This is a genomic window from Jiella mangrovi, assembly GCF_017815135.1.
In the GTDB taxonomy this organism is placed as follows: domain Bacteria; phylum Pseudomonadota; class Alphaproteobacteria; order Rhizobiales; family Rhizobiaceae; genus Jiella; species Jiella mangrovi.
On sequence record NZ_JAGJCF010000001.1, the window covers coordinates 499761 to 519183 of the forward strand.

General features: G+C 64.9%; 10 protein-coding genes and 1 pseudogene. 7 read left to right on the top strand and 4 right to left on the bottom strand.

The annotated features are described in order from the left end of the window. Window positions 1-224: 224 nt before the first annotated feature. The 3 genes and pseudogenes from J6595_RS02340 to J6595_RS02350 all read left to right on the top strand — a co-directional run bounded on the left by J6595_RS02340 (window position 225) and on the right by J6595_RS02350 (window position 4781). Window positions 225-3569, top strand: coding sequence for a DEAD/DEAH box helicase (locus tag J6595_RS02340; protein WP_209592830.1), 3345 nt, complete (start codon window positions 225-227; stop codon window positions 3567-3569). A 198-nt stretch (window positions 3570-3767) separates the two neighbouring features. Further along, window positions 3768-3911: pseudogene (locus J6595_RS02345) on the top strand (alpha/beta fold hydrolase); the annotation flags it as partial. 201 nt (window positions 3912-4112) lie between these two features. Continuing rightward, window positions 4113-4781 carry a class II aldolase/adducin family protein gene (locus tag J6595_RS02350; protein ID WP_209592831.1) on the top strand — a complete coding sequence of 223 codons (669 nt, stop codon included), beginning with the start codon at window positions 4113-4115 and terminating at the stop codon, window positions 4779-4781. A gap of 156 nt (window positions 4782-4937) precedes the next feature. Here the strand turns inward: J6595_RS02350 and J6595_RS02355 are convergent, their stop codons facing one another. Genes J6595_RS02355 through J6595_RS02365 form a run of 3 tightly spaced genes read right to left on the bottom strand, consistent with a single transcriptional unit; the run spans window position 4938 to window position 8170 of the window. Further along, window positions 4938-6005: an ABC transporter substrate-binding protein gene (locus J6595_RS02355; protein ID WP_209592832.1), complete on the bottom strand. Its 1068-nt coding sequence runs from the start codon at window positions 6003-6005 to the stop codon at window positions 4938-4940. Next, window positions 6002-7495, bottom strand: a complete 1494-nt coding sequence (locus J6595_RS02360) for a sensor histidine kinase (protein WP_209592833.1) — start codon at window positions 7493-7495, stop codon at window positions 6002-6004. Before J6595_RS02360 ends, J6595_RS02355 begins: the two co-directional genes overlap by 4 nt. Window positions 7496-7498: 3 nt before the next feature. Beyond that, window positions 7499-8170, bottom strand: a complete 672-nt coding sequence (locus J6595_RS02365) for a response regulator transcription factor (protein WP_209592834.1) — start codon at window positions 8168-8170, stop codon at window positions 7499-7501. A gap of 280 nt (window positions 8171-8450) precedes the next feature. On the opposite strand from J6595_RS02365, the gene J6595_RS02370 reads away from it, so the two are divergent. From J6595_RS02370 to J6595_RS02385, 4 genes are all read left to right on the top strand, one after another. Beyond that, a complete protein-coding gene (locus tag J6595_RS02370) occupies window positions 8451-9419 on the top strand; it encodes a Bug family tripartite tricarboxylate transporter substrate binding protein (RefSeq protein WP_209592835.1) in 969 nt (322 codons plus the stop codon). A 148-nt stretch (window positions 9420-9567) separates the two neighbouring features. Then, window positions 9568-10008: a tripartite tricarboxylate transporter TctB family protein gene (locus J6595_RS02375; protein ID WP_245197537.1), complete on the top strand. Its 441-nt coding sequence runs from the start codon at window positions 9568-9570 to the stop codon at window positions 10006-10008. An 8-nt stretch (window positions 10009-10016) separates the two neighbouring features. Then, the gene (locus tag J6595_RS02380) at window positions 10017-11540 is read left to right on the top strand and encodes a tripartite tricarboxylate transporter permease (protein ID WP_209592837.1); all 1524 of its coding nucleotides are present in this window, start codon (window positions 10017-10019) and stop codon (window positions 11538-11540) included. After that, window positions 11537-12595, top strand: a complete 1059-nt coding sequence (locus J6595_RS02385; protein WP_209592838.1) for an AbrB family transcriptional regulator — start codon at window positions 11537-11539, stop codon at window positions 12593-12595. Before J6595_RS02380 ends, J6595_RS02385 begins: the two co-directional genes overlap by 4 nt. A gap of 538 nt (window positions 12596-13133) precedes the next feature. Here J6595_RS02385 and J6595_RS22425 read toward each other — a convergent pair. After that, complete coding sequence (locus J6595_RS22425; protein WP_245197538.1) at window positions 13134-19355, bottom strand: M10 family metallopeptidase C-terminal domain-containing protein; 6222 nt, start codon at window positions 19353-19355, stop codon at window positions 13134-13136. Window positions 19356-19423: the final 68 nt, after the last annotated feature.

Consider the following 19423-nt stretch of genomic DNA (forward strand, 5'->3'; position numbering starts at 1 on the left):
TATCGGGCAAAGCGATTGCGGCAATCGCTCCGGCGTTTCGCCTCGCCCGGCTTGCCGTCTGCGCACCGCCGATGCCGAACCGTCTGCGTCGTCGATCGGGACCGGCGAAAACCGATCATCTTCGATGATCTTCAGGTCCACCCAGCCAAATTCGCAACGCACAGATCGACTGAACGATTCCGCGCGTGGCTCGTTCGGGAAGGCCAGCTTTGGGAGATCGGGACATGCAGCATGTGAAGACGACGGCCGGTTCGACCGGCAAGACCAAGCCTGTCTTCCCGCTTCATCCCATCGGCGCCGTTGCCGCGATGATCGCAAGACGTGCGGGCAAGGGCCGCAAGCCGTTCGTCTACATCGCCGAGACCGGCCGGCGCCGGCAGGACATCTTTGATCTGGCCAGGCTTTTGTCGGAACAGGGCGCCGTCGCCGAGTTCGCCGCCCCGGACGGGCTGCCGGGTGACGGGCTGCCCGTCAGCGCGGCGACCGCCGGCAACCGCATGGCGACGCTTCGATGGCTGCTCGATGCTGAAAAGCGGCCATCCGTCGTCATTACTACCCCGGCTGCGCTTATCCGCAAAGTGCCGCCACGCTCGATCTGGACGGATCGCCATCTGGAGATCTGCGTCGGGGAGACGCTCGATGCCGATCTCGTCGCAGCGCGGCTGCGGCGTCTCGGATACTGGCAGGACGACCGCGTCGACGAAGCCGGCGAATTCGCCATTCGCGGCAAGGTGATCGAGATCTTTCCCGCCGCTGCCCCGCGCCCCTGCCGGATCGAGCACGGGGACGGCGTCGTCATCGCCATCAGGTCCTACGATCCGGCCAGCCAGCGCTCTGTCGCCGAAACCGGACGCCTGATCGTCGATCCGGCGAGCGAACTGACGATGTCGGACGAGGAGGCCTCAACCGAGGCCGGCGGGCGCGGCGAAGGCGAAAGCGACGGGCCACTGTCTCGGCCGCACCCGTTTCTCTGCCGCCACTACGAGACATGCGAAACGCTGTTCGACTACCTTCCCGAAGCGGAGGTGATCGTCGAACGCGGCGCGGACCTTCGCGCCGAAGAGATCTTCATGGCCCTCGAGGGACTGGACGGCGAGACCGCGTCGGGCCACGCGGTTCTCGCCGACCATCTGTCCCGTGACGACTGGGACGACATCCTCGCCGACCGCCTCGCGGCGCTCGTCGACGAGGTCAGGGTCGATCGCACCGTCCCGGTCTTCGCGCTGGAGCGCCAGCCCTACAAGGCCTTTGCGGATTTCGCGGCAGCGAGGCTCGACGACGGTCACCGGATCGTCCTCGCCGGCAGTGACGCGCGGGCGCTGACCGCGGCCCGACGCCGGATCGCTCGGCTTCTCGACCGGCAAATCCTCGACGCTGCCACATGGAGCGACGTGACCGGGGCAGAGCCTTCGTCGATGCTCGCCTTCGAAGCGCCGATCGTCGAAGGCTTCATCGTGCCCGAGAGCGACGTCACCGTCGTCAGCCTGCGCGATCTCGACGGCCAGACGGCGTCTCAATCCGCAAGAAGGCAGACCGGCGGTTTCGCCGCGCCCGCCGATACGTTCTTCACCGGCGACAAGGTCGTCCATATCGATCATGGCGTCGCGATCCTCGACGGGCTCGCGCCGATCGAAACGGACAAGGCCGGCGCGGGCGCCGGGGAAGCCCTGGTGCTGCGCTTCGGCAAGGACGAGACGCTTCTCGTCCCGCTCAACGACATCGGAGCTGTCTGGCGCTATGGCGGGCCTTCGAGCGAGGTTTCGCTCGACACGCTCAAGGGACAGAGCTGGGCCAAGCGTCGCAACGCGGTCTTCGAGGCGATCTCCGCGACCGCCGGGAAAATGGTGAAGCGGTTGCAGGAAAAGGCGGCGGCGAAGGCGGCGGTGATCAAGCCCGACCGCGTCGCGTTCGAGCGGTTCTGCGCGCGTTTCGCCTATGAGCTGACACCCGATCAGAGCCGGGCCACGGGCGAAGTCCTCGCCGATCTGTCCTCCGGCCATCCGATGGACCGCCTCGTTTGCGGCGATGTCGGCTATGGCAAGACGGAGGTCGCGCTTCGCGCCGCGGCCGCGGCGGTCTTCTCCGGCAAGCAGGTGGCGGTTGTCGCGCCGACGACGGTGCTTGCCCAGCAGCATTACCGCGAATTCGTCAAGCGCTTCGCGCCGCAGGACGTCGAGGTCGTCCGGCTTTCGCGTCTCGTCGAGAAGGACGAGGCGGAGGCAACGAAGGAAGCGCTTGCCAGCGGCCGGGCGAAGATCGTCGTCGGCACCCATGCGATCATCGGCAAGGACGTCGCCTTCAAGGATCTCGCGCTCGTCGTCATCGACGAGGAACAGCGCTTCGGCAGCAAGCACAAGGGCGCGATGCGCGCCCTCGCGGACGGCCTGCACGTTCTCGCCATGACGGCGACACCGATCCCGCGAACGCTCGAAGCCGGCTTCGTCGGATTGAGCGATCTCAGCATTATCGCGATGCCGCCTGTCCGCCGTAGCCCCGTCAGGACCAGGATCGGCCCATTCGATGACGAGAAAATCGCAAGCGCCCTGTCGGCCGAACACGCGCGCGGTGGCCAGAGCTTCGTCGTCTGTCCCCGCATCGAGGATCTCGAGCCGATGGCGGACAAGCTTGCCGAGCTCGCCCCCGATCAGTCGGTGGTGATGCTGCATGGCCGGATGAAGCCGGAAGAGGTCGAGGATGCGATGCTTGCCTTCGCCAACCACGCGCACGACATCCTTCTCGCCACGACGATCGTCGAGAGCGGGCTCGACGTCGCCAATGCGAACACGATGATCGTCTGCCGCGCCGACCGCTTCGGCCTTGCCGAGCTCCACCAGCTGCGCGGACGCGTCGGACGGGGCATCAGCCGGGGCCACGTTCTCCTGACGACCGAGGCGGGCGAGGCTGTCAGCGAAGAGGCGCAAAAGCGGCTTCACGCGCTCATGGAGTTCGACACGCTCGGCTCCGGCTTCGATATCGCCGCACGCGATCTCGACCTGCGAGGGACGGGCGATCTTCTGGGGGACGAGCAGGCCGGTCACCTTCAGACGATCGGCATCGCGCTCTACCGAAAGACGCTGGAGCGGGCGATCGCAGTCGCCAGGGGCAATCCGAATCCGGACGAGATCCGGCCGGTGGTCTCCATCGGGCTGAACCTCTCGATCCCCGCCGATTACGTGACCGAACCCGACATGCGCATCGAGATCGCCAATCTTCTGGAACGTGTCGAGGAGACGGCGACACTCGACGAGTTGCGTGCAGAGATCGCCGATCGCTTCGGGCCGATGCCAGAAGGGCTCGAAACGAGCTTTGCAATCGCCGCGCTCCGCCTGCGCTGCGCTGGCCTCGGGGTGACGAAGCTCGACCTCGGTCCGAAGGCGGTCGCCCTCAGCTTTACGCCCCCAACCTTCAGCTGCCTCGAAGCCTCGAAAGTGGAGCGCGGCGAAGACGGGCTGAAATGGTCGAAACAGCGGCTGGTCTTCGCGCATTTGGAAGGCGATCCGGCCGATCCGATCGCCGCGGCGGAGGGTGTTCTCGACCGGCTTGAGAGCCTGCTGCCGGCCACCGTGTGATCGAGCGTAAACCGGTCTGGTGGATTCCAGCTTTTGCCCTGCAGGCGCTTCCGTGCAGGCTTAACGACGCGTCAGGCCCGCTCGCTCATAGCCGTTAGTGTCAGCCGACAACGTCCGACGATCTTTCGTTCGCTGCATCTACGGATTTCAAAAGACCCTCCCACATCTCAGACTGGCTTTGCACCAAGCCGCCGCGAGCTGCCGATCGCCGCCTCGGCAGAAAAGTCAGCCAAGCTGCTGGCGAAGGGCGCCATCAAGATCTATCCCGGCTTTTCGCACGGCATGCTGACGGTGAACGCCGACGTTCTGAACGAAGACCTTCTGGCTTTCGTCGCCAGCTGAATTGTCCCGGGCTGGGGGCGGCATGTCCGGCCGCCCCAGCTTCCATCAAGGCGTCGGTTCTGCATGCGCGGCATTGCGCAAGGGCGGCCTCGATGGGAGAGTCGCCGCCATCCATCGGCTGTTCGCATGAGCCGGGCCTTCCGTGTGCCGCCCGGTTGCAGAGGCGGAATCCGGCCTCTCGAGAACGAATGGAGACCTCCCATGGCGCAAAGCGAGCGCGAACTTCGCGAGGCCATCGTCGACAAGGCACGCTGGATGAATACGAGCGGCCTCAATCAGGGAACGTCCGGCAATATCTCGGCCCGCTGCGGCGACAGGATGCTGATCACGCCGTCCGCCACGGCCTACGAGGCGATGACGCCCGATATGATCGCAGCCATGCCGATCGAGAGCGACGACGGCTCCTGGGAAGGCCCGCTGAAGCCGTCCACCGAATGGCGTTTCCACCTCGACATCACCCGCGGTCGCCCCGATGTCGGCGGCATCGTCCACACCCATTCGACCTTTGCAACGGTCCTCGCCATCGCCAACAAGCCGATCCCGGCCTGCCACTACATGATCGCCGCCTTCGGCGGGATGGATATCCGGGTCGCCGACTATGCGACCTACGGCACGAAGGAACTCTCCGAAGCCGCGCTGCGGGCTCTTGAAGACCGCACCGGCTGTCTCCTCGCCAATCACGGCATGATTGCCACCGGCGCGACCCTCGACAAGGCCATGTGGCTCGCCGTCGAGCTCGAGACGATCGCCAGGCAGTATTACCATTCGCTGCTGATTGGAGGCCCCAACATCCTGTCGGAAGCCCAAATTGCCGACACCGTCAAATCCTTCGGCACCTACGGCCTGCAGGATCCCGACAAGGTCGTCTGACAGGAATTCTTGAAGGGGGCACCGCTGCGAAGCCCGCCGGCGTTTCACCGATATGGAGAGAACCGAATGCGGCTCTCTCGGCGGCGCCCATCGGCCCGCCAATGAGCGATCCTGAACGGCTCCGCAGGCCAGCAAGTCCCTGCGAGGCGGGGTTCGCTATCGAACCGGGGCTGGAAGCTCGCCGGTGATCGACGCCTTCCAGTCGTTGAGGAATTTCGCCTTCTTGCGGCTGTCGAGCCAGGTGAGAAGGCTGGGGCGCAGGCGGATCGGCAAAAGCGAAGTGCTGCCCTCGAACCGGCTCTCGAAGAAGGATTGTGCCCCGGCGCTTTCGACCAGCGGGAACAGAGCGGAATCACGGCTGACCAACGCCTGGCCCGTATCCGACAGGAGAAACCGGACGAATGCGCCGGCCGCCGCCTTGTGGGCAGATTGCCTGGTGACGAAGACGGAGCGGGTGAATACCAGTGCGTAGTCACTGAGAAGCAGGATGCCGAGGCGGGGATCCTCTGTGACCTGCTCGAGGGCATAGGATCCGATAACGTTATAGGCGAGGACAAGCTTTCCCGATGCGACATCGTCCACCATCGCGCTGGTGCAGCAATAGGTTTTGGCCTTAGCCCGACCAAAGGATTCGATCAGGCGAGAGGCCTGGAAGCCGCGCTGGGCATCCTGGGTCGCGAACAGGTAGCCGACACCGGAGAGCGCGACGTCGTAGGTGCCGATGCGACCTTCGAAAAAGGCGGGATCATCGCGGATGAGGCCCGCCAGCTCGGAGCGGGTGGCGGGGAGTGAACGCTCCGCGAAGGCGGCTCGATTGTAGACGAGCGCCACCGGCTCCTGCGTGAACCCGAAGAGCTCGCCGCGCCAACGCGACCAGTCCGGCGTCTGCGGAACGTTGGCGACGGGGCTGGCCATGCCGCGATTGACCAGATCGACCTGCAGATCCATGGCCGAGGACATGATGAGATCGGGCAGGTGCCTGGCCGAAAGAACGGCCTCCTGAAGCTCGGCGGTATTGAATTCGGTATAGCGCAGGGTGATCCCGGGATGGGCGGCCTCGAATCCGGAGAGGATCGCCGACATGGCGGAGGTGTCCGTGGCGCTCCACACTTCGAGAGTGACAGCGGGCGCATCGGCCTGGCGCTGGACGAACGCGTAGAGAAAAACGAGCGCTATGCCGACGATGAGGAGACCGGCGAGGAGGACAAGCCGAAGACCTTTCACGTCTCTGCTCCGGCATTTTGCGGCGGCGTCTTGGGCAGGATGATTGTTGCCCTAAGGCCGGAGGGCGCCGCGTCCGAAAGCTGAAAGCGCCCCTTGTGGCTTTCGGCCACCGCCGCCACGATCGCAAGGCCGACGCCGGAACCGCCGCCGGGACCATTCGAAAAGAAGCGTTCGACGACGCGTGGCTTGTCCGCATCGGCAATCCCCGGGCCGCGATCGTCGACCGCGATCGCGCAACCCGGGCGACCGTCGAGCGATGCCGCCGTCACCCGCAGCGTGATCTGGTTGTCCGGCGGGCCATGGCGCACGGCATTGTCGACAAGGTTCCGCAAGGCCTCGCGGATCGCGATGGGATCGCCGGTGACCCTGGCGGATGCAGGATCTTCAGGAAGCTCGACGGCGAAATCGATGGTTCCCGCCTTGTCGTCGCGCACGATCTCCTCCATCAGGCGGCGCACCAGTTCGGGAAGTTCCACCGGCTGGAACATCTCCTTGTCGGCCCGGTGGATCACCATGGCGTGGCTCAAGAGCTGGTTGGTCAGACGCACGGTCCGCCGGGCTTGATCGCGGGCGCGAACCACCGCTGCGGCGCCGTTCTCGCCGCCCTCGCCGGCATTTTCCAGATGGCCGTAGAGAGCCGCGAGGGACGTGCGCATCTGATGGGCGACGTCGGCGATGAAGGATTCGGCCTGACCGCGCGAGAGGTCGAGCCGCCGCATGAAGCCGTTGATGGCGGTGATCAGACTTTCGACCTCCCGGGGCGGGACGGCGTCGAGCGGCTGAAGATCGTTGGAGTGGCGTGCGCGGATGTCGCGCTCGATGCCGGCCAGCGGACGCATGGCAAAGCCGATTCCGGCCCATGCCATGGCAATGCCCGCGATCGACAGGGCGGCGAGCGGCACCAGCCCCTTCACGATCAGATCGCGCTCCATGGCATCGCGGGCGACGCGCGTGTGGCCGATCTGCACGCCGATCCATTGCGGTCGGTCTGCACTGAGCAGCGTGCGACCGTTGACGACGAAGCGCAGGGTCTCGCCGCTATAGGTACTGTCGAAGAAGATCGGATCCTGCAGGGGCAGCGGCCGCTCGAAGAAACCGTCCGTCGGCAGGTCCGCCGTACCCGTCAGCGTCGTGCCCGCGGCATCGACGATCCGGTAGAACACCCGGTCCTCCTGATCGAGCGCCAGAATCTCCAGCGCCGAGGGCGGCAGATCGATATCGATCCCCTCCGGCGTCAGCGTGACGCGTTCGAGGATGGCGATCGCCGCGCCGCGCAGGAGCAGATCGTAGGTCTCGTTGGCGGCGCTGCGCGCATAGGTCCACAGGCCGACCGACAGGAACGCGATCAACACCGCGAAGGCGGCCATCGAGGCGACGATGAGCCGGCGGCGCAGGGAATAGGCGCGGCGCGGGGATACGGCTGCGAGAAGACCGGGGGACGCGGCGACGCCGCTTTCGGCCGTCCTCACCCTGGAACGCGTCCCGAACATGGCTCAGTGATCGCCGATGCTGGCGATATAGCCGAGCCCGCGAATGGTCCGGATCGTGATCGGCGAGCCTTCGAGCTTCTTGCGCAGCCGGGTCATGGTCTGCTCGACGGCATTGAGGCTCGGCGCCTCGTCGAAGCTATAGATGCGGTCGGCGACCTCGTCCTTCGTCATGACGCGGCCGAGATGACCGAGGAACAGCTCCAGCACCTGCACTTCCCGCTGCCGCAGCTCCAGATCGACACCGCCAAGCGAGGCGCGACGGGCGCCCCGGTCGAAGGTGAAACCGCGATGGACGAAGATGTTGCTGGCCTCGCCCGAACGCCGCCGCACCAGCGCCCGGCATCGCGCCGACATCTCGCGGAAATCGAAGGGCTTGACCATGTAGTCGTCGGCTCCGACGTCGAGGCCCTCGATGCGGTCATCGATCTCGGAGCGAGCGGTCAACACCAGCACAGGCGTCCGGTCGCCGCGCGCGCGCATCGCCCGCAGCACCTCGTAGCCGTTCATGGAGGGAAGGTTGATGTCGAGGATGACGAGGTCGAAGCTCGCGTGGCGCAAGAGGGCTTCCGCCTCGGCTCCATCGGATTCAAGGTCGATTGCATGGCCTTCGCCGCGAAATCGTTCCAGCAGAGTCTCGGAAAGATCGCGGCTGTCTTCGACGAGCAATATCCGCATTGTCGGCGAGCTTTAGCCGGACCCGGCCGGTTTGAGAAGTGGTGTTGCATGCCGCAGCGCACACCGCGATCGGTCCAAAGCCTGTCAGCTTCCTGTCAGCTTCGAGTCAAGCACCGGTCAGTCAGACGGTCTAGGTCGAGCCTGGGAGAGAGGAGCGGCGCGGTGCCTCTGGAAGGAGGGCGGCGTGCCGTGGCAGCCGGCAGGCGGAAACGCCGAAGAACCGGCAGCCCACATCACACGCACCTCTCTGACCGGTCACAAACCGTTGGGAGGACCCATCATGAAACTCATTCACATCGCTTCCGCCCTGGCCCTTTCGGCCGTTATCGGCGCTCCGGCCTTCGCCCAGGAGATCGACCGCCCGGAATGCGTCGCCCCGGCCAAGCCCGGCGGCGGATTTGATCTGACCTGCCGCATCGCCCAACAGGGCCTCGAGAAGCAGTTCGACGGCCCAATGGAAGTCACCTTCCTTCCCGGCGGCATCGGCGCAGTCGCGATCAACCTGTTCAACACGACCCGGACCGACGATCCCAATGCCATCGTCGCCTTCTCGTCCGGTTCGCTCCTCAACATGGCGATCGGCAAGTACGGCCAGTGGGGCGCCGACGACGTGCGCTTCCTGGCGACGGCCGGCACCGACTACGGCGCCGTCATCGTGCGTGCTGACAGCCCCTATCAGTCCCTCGACGATCTGATGGCCGATCTCGAAAAAGATCCCGGCTCGGTCGTCATGGGCGCCGGTGGCTCGGTCGGCTCGCAGGACTGGATGAAGGCCGCGATCCTCCTGAAGTCCAAGGAACTCGACCCGCGGAAGATGCGCTACGTCGCCTTCGACGGCGGCGGAGATGCCATTGCCGGCCTGCTCGGCGGGTCGATCCAGGTCTATTTCGGCGACGTCGGCGAGATGGTCTCGCATCTGGGCACCGGCGAGATGCGCATCCTCGCGGCGATGAGCCCGGAGCGGCTTCCGGCCCCCTTCAACGATATCGCCACCGCCAAGGAGCTCGGCTACGACGCCGAATGGCCGATCGTGCGCGGCTTCTACATGGGCAAGGACGTGCCGGACGCGGCCTACGACAAGTGGGTCGAAGCATTCAACGCGGCCTATGGCACCGAAGAATGGTCCAAGCTCGTCAAGGACAAGGGCCTTCTGCCGCTGAACCTGTCGGGCCAGGAAATGGACGCCGACATGAAAAAGCGCGTCGAGCGCATGACCGGCATCGCCAAGGAAGCCGGCCTGATCCAATAGTCCTCCCGGACTGACGTACGGGCCGCGTTGATCGTCTGAAAGGCGCATCGCGGCCCGTGCCTGACGTTTTGCGACAAGCTTCGCCCCGCCCGAATTCGAAGGGCCTCGCGGAGCGCGATCGCCTTCCCTTTTGATGTCGGAGCAGTTCATGGCAGACCGGATATTTGCCGGCGTGCTTCTCCTGGTGGCGATCGGCTACACGATCATTGCCTTCACGGTGATCCGCGCCCCGTTCCAATACGACCCGCTGGGCCCGGAGAGCTGGCCGCGCATTCTCGGCCTCGTCGCGATCCCGTGCATCCTCTTCGTCCTCGTGCGGCCCGACGTCGAAACGTTCGGCATGCCGCTGCGGACATGGGGGCGGCTTGCGGCACTGGTCGTGATGCTCTCGGGTTATGCCTATCTGTTCCAGCCGCTGGGCTTCATTCTGGCGACCATCGTATTCTGCATGGCGCTTGCACTGATGCTCGGCTCGCGCATCGTTCCGGCGCTGGCTTTCAGCGTGGGGATCGGCCTCGGCGGGTATTTTCTCTGCACCAAGCTGCTCGATCTCAACCTGCCTGCGGGCATCTTGACGTTTCTGAGGTGAGTTGAACCATGGACGCTGTCTTTTCTGGTCTCGCCTCGGGCTTTGCCGTCGCGCTCGATCCCTTCAACCTCTTCCTCGTCCTCGCCGGCTGCTTCGCCGGAACGCTGATCGGCGCCCTGCCCGGCATCGGCCCGATCAACGGCGTGGCCATCCTGCTGCCGATTGCCTACGGCCTCGGCTTCAAGCCGGAATCGGCCATCATCCTTCTCGCCGGGATCTATTACGGTGCCGAGTATGGCGGGCGAATTTCCTCGATCCTGCTCAACGTGCCAGGCGATGCCGGCGCGGTGATGACGACCCTCGACGGCAACCCGATGGCCCGCAACGGCGAGGCCGGGAAGGCGCTGTCGCTCTCGGCCGTGGCGTCCTTCATCGGCGGCACTTTCGCCGTCATCCTGATGAGCTTCTTCGGGCCCGCGCTCGCCTCCTACGCCATCCACTTCTCGCCATCCGACTACGTGGCGCTGATGGTCTTCGCCTTCGCCTCGCTCGCCTCGCTGGTCGGCTCCAACCCGGTGAAGACGCTGCTCGGCGCCGTCATCGGCCTGATGCTCGCCTCGATCGGCATCGACGCGAATACCGGCGTGCCCCGTTTCACCTTCGGCATTCCCGACATCCTCGCCGGCATCGACTTCCTGGTCGTGGTCATCGGCCTGTTCGGCATGGCCGAGCTGATCCACCTCGTCGAGCAGCAGGCCGCAGGTACGCTCAAGACCCTGAAGATCGACAAGAGCTTCGTGACGTTGAAGGATCTGGCCTTCGTGAAATGGACGATCCTGCGCGGATCTGTCATCGGCTTCTTCATCGGAATCCTTCCCGGCACCGGCGCCTCGGTGGCCTCGGCCGTCGCCTACGGCGCCGAAAAACGGGCGGCCACCGATTCCTCGAAGTTCGGCGAAGGCGACATGCGCGGCCTCGCCGCGCCGGAAGCGGCCAACAACGCTTCGGCCGGCGGCGCCATGGTGCCGATGCTGACGCTCGGCATCCCCGGATCAGGAACGACCGCGATCCTTCTCGGCGCGCTCTTGCTCTTCAACGTCACGCCCGGCCCGCTGATGTTCACCCAGCGCCCGGAAATCGCCTGGGGCCTGATCGCCTCGATGTATATCGGCAATATCGCGCTTCTGATCATCAACCTGCCGCTGGTCGGGCTGTTCGCGCGGCTTCTGACGATCCCGCAGCAGTTCCTGACGCCGCTGATCGCCGTTCTCGCCTTCGTCGGCGTATACTCGGTCGTATCGAACCCGCATGATCTTTACATGATCATCGCTCTCGGTGTGTTCGGCTGGTTCCTGCGCAAGCTGCAGTTCAGCCTTGCGCCGGTGATCCTCGGCTTCGTCCTTGGCGGCCTCTTCGAGGACAATCTGCGCCGCGCTCTGTCGATTTCGGCCGGAGACTGGACGATCCTCCTGTCCTCCTGGAACAGCATCGCCCTCTATGGCCTGGCACTGCTCGTCGTCGTCGTCCCGATTGTCCTTGGCCGCAGGAAGCGCAACCGGGCGGAGGACGAAGCGCCGAAGGCGCCTGCATGATCCAGAAATACCGGCCGGTATTGCTGGCCATGGGAGCCGCACTTGCGGGTGCGGCTGTCTTTCAGGAAATCGGCGTGCCGGCGGGCCCGCTGGTCGGATCGACCCTCGCCGTCACCAGCCTTGCCGCTTGCGGGCTTTCTCCGAAGGTGCCGACGAAGCTGCGCAATCTCGCCTTCACCACCATCGGCGTGACGTTGGGGGCCGGCGTCACGACGCACTTCCTCAGCGATATCCTGCGCTTTCCGATCAGCCTCCTGGCTCTCACTATGACGATGATTGCCGTCATGGTGATTTCGTCCGCGGTGCTGCGCCGCTACTTCGGAACGAACCGTGGCACGTCCGTCCTGGCGACGTCGCCGGGAGCGCTGTCCTACAGCTTGTCGCTGGCAGCCGACCGGCCGAAGGGGGAGATAGACACACCCTTCGTGATGGTGCTGCAAAGCCTTCGCCTGCTCATCATCACGGTCGCCCTGCCCCCGCTCGTCGCGCTCATCGAACACGATACCGGCGGCGGTGTGGTCGCCCTGGCGCCGCACACCCTGCCTCTCGCCTTGAGCCTCGTCCTCATCGCGATCGCGGTCGCGGCCGGCCTTCTCCTCGAAGCCGTCCGGATCCCGGCGGCATTCCTGATGGCGGGAATTCTGATCAGCGGGCTTGGGCATGGGGTCGGCTGGCTCGAGGGACGTCCCTCGCCGGTTCTGACCTTCATCGGCTTCGCCCTGGCCGGCGCGGTCATCGGCGCAAGGTTCGCCGGCGTTACCCGGGCGCAGATCCGCGATCTCTTCGTCGCGGGCGCCGTCGTCACCGCGGTGGCGGTCGTCCTGTCCGGCCTCGTCAGCTTTTTCGTCGCAAGACTTCTGGGGCTTCCCTTCGGCCAGGTCTGGGTCTCCTTTGCCCCAGGCGGTGTCGAGGGCATGAGCGCCATGGCCCTGTCGCTCGGCTACGACCCGGCCTATGTCGCCACCCATCATATTTTCAGGCTGCTGCTTCTTCTGGCGATCCTGCCGATGTTCATACGCAACGGTCCGAAAGACCGGGAAGGAACGACGTCATAGGGCATTGGCAGTGAAAGCCGGTTCGGCTTTCACGTGCGGACAATGCGGGTCGGCAAAACGATGAGGGTTTCAGGCGAAATCGTGTTCGCCGGACGCCCTTGATGCGGCGTCGCCCCATCTGTGTGTCCCGGCCTTCGCATCGGACTACCGTCATCTCTGGCCGACCGGCATCGTGAACGGCGACACGCTCATCTCGGTGATGATCGATGCCTCGAGATCTGTTGCCCGAAGGGTCGGCCAGTCTCCTGGCGTAACCGGAACGATCTGGCGCCGAAGGACATCGCTTGATTGCCTGATGAGGGTGGCGAAAGGCTGCGAGTCCGTCTGGACCAGGGTCTCTGGATTCCAGCTTCGGCCTGTCTGTGCGACATGCAGATCAAGGGTGTGTTCCCGAAGCGTTTCTCGGGGAGGATTTCGGCGAGTGCGATGCGGGCCTGACGCCGATCATGCCAGGCCGGCCGCCGATCTCTGCTTCGAGCGTTTCCGGCGAAGACGAGCTAGCTGAAACCCACGTCGCTTAGCCGAGCGTCGCGAGCCGTTACAGGACGAGGAAATCCTCGGCCGTCAGGTCGTAGATACCCGTCAGTTCGATCGCAAAGTCGCCGCCGCCATCGGCATCGACATCACCGTAGACCAGCGTGTTGCCGCCGACGTGGATGTAGCGCAGCGTCGCCCCGTCGCCGGTGTGCTGGGCCTCGCCGATGAAGGTGAAGTCCTGATTGCCGTCAACCGTGGTCAGCGCGTCGATGGCATCCAGATTGATCACGTCGACGCCCTGTTCGAAATCGGTGATGACGTCACGGCGTCCCGCTGCCATGCCGATTTCCGCGACGCTTTCGAAGTCGAAGATGTCCGAGCCCTCGCCGCCGGTCAGAGTGTCGACGCCGAGCCCGCCGGAAAGGAAGTCATCTCCGCCGAGCCCCTGAAGCGTGTCGTTGCCACCGAGGCCGAGAAGGGCCTCGACTCCGTCGCTGCCGGTCAGCACGTCGCCGGCACTGGTTCCCTGGACGGCGTCGATGGTCAGATCAGTGAAGTCCGCCGCCGTCAGATCGTAGAGACCGGTCAGCTGAATGGAGAAGTCGCCGCCGCCATCGCCATCCACATCGCCGTAGATGAGCGTGTTGCCGCCGGCATGGATGTAGCGAAGCGTCGCCCCGTCGCCGGTGTGCTGGCCTTCACCGACGAAGGTGAAGTGCTGAAGGCCATCCACGGTCGTCAGCGCGTCGATGCCCTCCAGATCGATCAGGTCGGAGCCCTGTTCGAAATCGGTGATGACGTCACGGCTTGCCGCTGCCATGCCCGTGTCCGCGACGCCGTCGAAGACGAAGACGTCCGCCCCCGCGCCGCCGGTCAGCGTATCAGCGCCGAGGTCGCCGATCAGCGTATCGGCGCCGAGGCCGCCGGTCAGCGTGTCGTTGCCAAGGCCGCCGTCGAGCGTGTCGTCCCCCCCGAGGCCGAGAAGGCTGTCGTCACCATCGGTGCCGAGCAGCGTCTCGCCGGTATCGGTCCCCTGAAGCAGAACGTTTGCGATGCTCAGTTCGGTGAAGTCGGCCGCTGTCAGGTCGTAGAGACCGGTCAGCTGGATGGCGAAGTCGCCGCCGCCATCTGCGTTGACATCACCGTAGACCAGCGTGTTGCCGCCGACATGGATGTAGCGAAGAGTCGCCCCGTCGCCGGTGTGCTGGCCAGTGCCGACGAAGGTGAAGTGCTGAAGACCATCCAGGGTCGTCAGCGCGTCGATGTGCGACAGATTGATCAGGTCGGAGCCCTGTTCGAAATCGGTGATGACGTCACGACTTCCCGCCGCCATGCCGATCTCCGCGACGCTGCCGAAGTAGAAGGCATCAAAGCCGGTGCCGCCCGTCAAAATGTCGGCACCGAGGCCGCCGACCAGAGTGTCGTTGCCGCTACCACCGTCGAGCGTGTCGTTGCCACCGAGGCCGAGAATGAAGTCGTCGCCATCAGTGCCGGCCAGCGTCTCGCCGGCATCGGTCCCCTGGATGGCGTAGATCGTCAGGTCGGTGAAGTCCGCCGCCGTCAGGTCGTAGCGACCGGTGAGCTGAATGGAGAAATCGCCGCCGCCGTCGCCATCCACATCGCCGTAGATGAGCGTGTTGCCGCCGACATGGATGTAGCGAAGCGTCGCCCCGTCGCCGGTGTGCTGGCCTGTGCCGACGAAGATGAAGTGCTGAAGGCCGTTCACTGTCGTCAGCGCGTCGATGCCCTCCAGATCGATCAGGTCGGAGCCCTGTTCGAAATCGGTGATGACGTCGCGGCTTGCCGCCGACATGCCGGTCTCCTCGACGCTGTCGAAGTCGAAGACGTCCGCGCCCTCGCCGCCGGTCAGAGTATCGGCGCCAAGACCGCCGATCAGCGTGTCGTCACCTCCCATGCCGCCGAGGGTGTCATCGCCATAGCTGCCAAGCAACCTCTCGCCGGCTTCGGTTCCCTCGAGCTGGACACTGTCGATGCTCAGGCTGGTGAAGTCCGCCTCCGTCAAGTCGTGGAGACCGGTCAGCTCCAGGGCGAAATCATCGACGCCATCGCCATCCACATCGCCGTAGACGAGCGTGTTGCCATCCTCCTGGACATAGCGCAGCGACGCCCCGTCGCCGGTATGCTCTCCCGTGCCGACGAAGGTGAAGTGCTGGATCCCGTCCATGGTCGTCAGCGCATCGACGTCTCCGAGATCGATCAGATCGATGCCCAGCTCGAAATCGGTGATGACGTCACGGCTTCCTGCCTCGAGGCCGATTTCCGCGACGCTGTCGAAGTTGAAGACATCCGGGCTCTCGCCGCCGGTCAGGGTGTCGGCGCCGAGCCCGCCGGTCAGAACGTCATATCCGCCAAGCCCCTGCAGCGTGTCGTCGCCGCCGAGGCCGATAAGGGTCTCGTCTCCATCGGTGCCGCTGAGCGTCTCGCCGGCACTGGTTCCCTGAATGGCGTCGATTGTCAGATCGGTGAAGTCCGCCGCCCTCAGATTGTAGAGGCCGGTCAGCTCGATGGCGAAATCGCCACCGCCATCGCCATCCACATCGCCATAGACCAGCGTGTTGCCACCGACATGGATGTAGCGTAGCGTCGCCCCGTCGCCGGTGTGCTGGGCCCCGCCGATGAAGGTGAAGTGCTGAAGACCATCCACGGTCGTCAGCGCGTCGATGCCCTCCAGATCGATCAGGTCGTAGCCCTGTTCGAAATCGGTGATGACGTCACGGCTTCCTGCCCCGAAGCCGATTTCCGCGACGCTGTCGAAGTTGAAGACATCCGCGCCATAGCCGCCGGTCAAGGTGTCGGCGCCAAGCCCACCGGTCAGAACGTCATTTCCGGCAAGCCCCTGAAGCGTGTCGTCGCCGCCGAGGCCGGCAAGGGTGTCATCGCCATTGCTGCCGCTGAGCGTCTCTCCGGCCTCGGTCCCCACAAGCTGGGCGCTATCGATGCTCAGGTCGGTGAAGTCCGCCGCCGTCAGGTCGTGGCGACCGGTCAGCTGAATGGAGAAATCGCCGCCGCCGTCGCCATCCACATCGCCATAGATGAGCGTGTTGTTGCCGACATGGATGTAGCGCAGCGTCGCCCCGTCGCCGGTGTGCTGGCCTTCACCGACGAAGGTGAAGTGCTGGGTCCCGTCCAGGGTCGTCAGCGCGTCGATGCCCTCCAGGTCGATCAGGTCGGAGCCCTGCTCGAAATCGGTGATGACGTCGCGGCTTGCCGCCGCCATGCCCGTCTCCGCGACGCTGTCGAAGTTGAAGACGTCCGCGCCCTCGCCGCCGGTCAATCTGTCGCCGCCGAGCCCGCCGGTCAGAACGTCATCTCCGCCGAGCCCCTGCAGCGTGTCGTTGCCCCCGAGGCCGAGAAGGGTCTCATCTCCATCGGTGCCGGCCATCGTCTCGGCGGCGTCGGCCCCACGGATGGTGTCGATCGTCAGATCGGTGAAGTCCGCCGCCGTCAGGTCGTGGCGACCGGTGAGCTGAATGGAGAAGTCGCCGCCGCCGTCGCCATCCACATCGCCGTAGATGAGCGTGTTGCCGCCGACATGGATATAGCGCAGCGTCGCCCCGTCGCCGGTGTGCTGGCCCGTGCCGACGAAGGTGAAGTGCTGGGTCCCGTCAAGGGTCGTCAGCGCGTCGATGCCCTCCAGATCGATCAGGTCCGAGCCCTGCTCGAAATCGGTGATGACGTCACGGCTTGCCGCCGACATGCCGGTATCCTCGACGCTGTCGAAGTCGAAAACGTCGGCCCCCTCGCCGCCGGTCAGCGTATCGGCGCCGAGACCGCCACTCAGCGTGTCGTCGCCGCTGCCACCGTCGAGCGTGTCATTGCCGGCCTCTCCGACATCGGCCCCTTCGAGCGAGACCTGCAACTGGAACGTCCCGCCAGCGGGAATGTTGCTCAGTTCGTAATATCGACCAACAGCGATATAGTAGACGCCGGGCTCTGCGATGGTCGTCCGCAGATAAGAATCAAGGCCGCTCGTGCTCCCCCCCGCTCCGTCGCCGATCGAACTGTCGTCATCATAGGCGATCCGATTCCCGGCCGCGTCGTAGAGCTCGATCCAGCTGTCGAAGGTTCCGCCATCTCCCGAGGCGAAGTCGACGTCGAGAGTGAGCTCGGCCCCGACTTGCGAGATGGTGACGGCGTAATACTTCACCGTTCCATCACCCGTCCCGTCGACGGTCACGTGCGGTACGGTCGTGGCCTGGTCGATATTGACGTTTTCTCCAAGGACGAACAGCCCATCGAGCGAAGTCGCGGCCTCGAGCGAATCGTTGCCGCTGTTCGCCGGATCGTACAGGATACCGGAAGCGTCACCCGTGATGACGTCGTTGCCGCTCCCCCCGGCGAGCGTGTCGTCGCCGCCGCGCCCGTTGATCGTATCGTCGCCGACGCCGCCGTCGATCGTGTCGTTTCCGTTCGTGCCGAGCAAGACGTCGCCGTCGCTGTCGATGCCGGTGACGGTCACGGTCACGGTCGCATCGTCGACGTAAGGCACCCAGTTCTGGCGTCCGAAGACGATATAGCTCTCGCCGGCGCTGCCCGCATCCGCAGCGCCGACCATCAGATCGTCGACGCCATCGCCGTTGACATCACCGGCAGCCGCGACCGTACTGGCCTTGTGACCACCGCTGCGCCCGTCGATGCGGAAGCCGTTGGTGCCGTCGAGGGAAGCGACGTCGAAACTCGCCCCGAAACCGTCCTCGTTGCCGAAGACGACATAGACCGAACCGGAATTGCCACCACTGTTGTCGGCGCCAAAGACGCCGATGAGAAAGTCGTCGATACCGTCCCCATTGACGTCGCCGGCTGAAGATACCCCATTGCCAGCACGGTCGCCGTCGCCGAGCCCGTCGATCCGGAAACCGTTCGTCCCGTCCAGCGAGGACACATCGAGCGTCGCATCGAAGCCCTCGGCGCCGCCGTAAATCACATAGCTCACGCCTGATGCCACACCCGCGGCGTTCGAGGCAAAGGGGTCGCCGATGATCACATCGTCATAGCCATCGCCATTGACGTCCCCGGCCGATGTGACCTTCGAGCCGCCGTCGATGCGGAAGCCGTTGGTGCCGTCGAGCGTCGAAAGGTCAGTCGTCGCGTCGAAACCGTCCTGCGAGCCGAACACCACATAGCTGGAGTCGGATCCGCCGATCAGGAAATCATCGATGCCGTCACCATTGACGTCGCCGGCTCCGCCCACCACGTCGCCAGCGCGGTCGTCGGCCGCGGCGCCATCGACACGAAAACCGTTCGTCCCGTCGACCGCGGTCAAGTCGAGGGTCGCATCGAAGCCCGATGTCGTGCCGTAAAGAACGTAGCTCGAGCCGGAATTGGATCCGTTATTGTCTCCACCACCGTCGCCGACGATGAGGTCGTCGATGCCGTCGCCATTGACGTCGCCGGCAGATGCGACGTCGCTGTCACCTCCGGTGAGTTGAAAGCCGTTCGTCCCATCGAGCGAAGACAGGTCGAGCGTCGCGTTAAATCCTTCGGCTGTACCGAACACCACATAGCTCGAATTACCGCGACCCGTGACGAAAATATCGTCGATGCCGTCGCCATTGACGTCACCGGCCGTGTGCGCCTGCCCCAGCTGACTGCCGGTAATTCTGAAGCCGTTGGTTCCGTCGAGGTCGGCAAGCTCCAGTGTCGCATCGAAACCTTCGGCCGTCCCGAAGACGACATAGCTCGCACCAACACCTCCGTCGGCATTGCTTGATCCGATGACGAAGTCGTCGATACCATCGCCATTGACGTCGCCGACGGTATCCAGCGAGCGACCGCTGCGACCGTCCACACCATTGAGTCTGAAGCCGTTGGTGCCGTCCAGGGAGTTGAGATTCAGCGTCGCGGCGAACGTGCCGGGTTCCGTCTCGCCGTTCCCATCGGCGATCGTGTAGGTAAAGCTGTCGGTCGCAGTCGTGTTGGCGGCGCCGGAAGCGATGCCGGGCAGATAATCGAAGGCGCCGTTCGGGTCGTAGCTGAACGTCCCGTCGGCGTTGACCGTCAGAAGCGCGCCGGACGGCAGCGTCACGACCGAGCCGACGGCGGTCTCGACGCCATTCACCGCAACGACGGTCAGCGGATCGCTTTCGGCATCATAATCCGCGCCATTGCCGTTGTCGGCCAGAACATCGCCGGTCAGAACGCTCGCCTCGTCGGTCGTCAGCGCATCGTTTGCGGCGACGGGGGGCGTGTTTGGATCCTCGGAAACGCCGACCGCTGCGGTGCCGACCAGTGTGAGATCTTGTGTGGTGGTGACCGGTTTCATGTCAGGTTCAGCCTTTTGAGAGAAGCGAGGGGCATGCTGCAAGAGCGGTCACCCGGCCAATCGTCACA